The sequence below is a fragment of the Psychrobacter sp. 1U2 genome (assembly GCF_051847575.1).
In genome coordinates, this window is record NZ_JBPYDC010001769.1 from 1 (window position 1) to 529 (window position 529).

The following is a 529-nucleotide window of genomic DNA, read 5'->3' on the forward strand; positions in this document are numbered from 1 at the left end:
CTAAAAGTAAACGGGGTTGCGCTCACACCCTTAGGGAAACTTAAAGTAAGCTGGTTTTTATAAACGTAATGACCTGGGGTAATATCAAAGGTAATGGATAAACGCGTGCCTTTAGATGTCGCGTTAGTAATACTGTCAACTTGAAAAGCTTTATCTACTGGCAAAAACTTTGATTTTGCAGCACTCTTATTACCAAACAGCTCGCCCAGACCTACAGCCTGAGCGCTCATAGAAACCATTGATAAACTCATCATCAATGAGGCGCTCATGATAGCAATTGCAAGCGCATTAGACTTTTTAGAAGTACCTTTGTTTATTGCGACTGTTTTTATTATTGGCGTTTTAATTGACATAAATAATTACCTTTGATTGCTGCTTTAAATAACTGATAGTGAAAATTTAACCATTCTGACGATAGTATTAACATCAAACATCAAACGAAAAGGGCTTTAATGCCAAAACGTTTAGTATGACACCCTATATACGAAGGGCTGATTTTCGTGTTGATAAAAAATATCAACCAATAATG

The 529-nt window shown here is 36.3% G+C and carries 1 protein-coding gene; it reads right to left on the reverse strand.

Annotated features, from left to right (window positions below):
* Positions 1-353: protein-disulfide reductase DsbD domain-containing protein (locus ACS8FD_RS24310; protein ID WP_439277729.1), on the reverse strand; the 353-nt coding region annotated here is incomplete at its 3' end.
* Positions 354-529 lie beyond the last annotated feature (176 nt).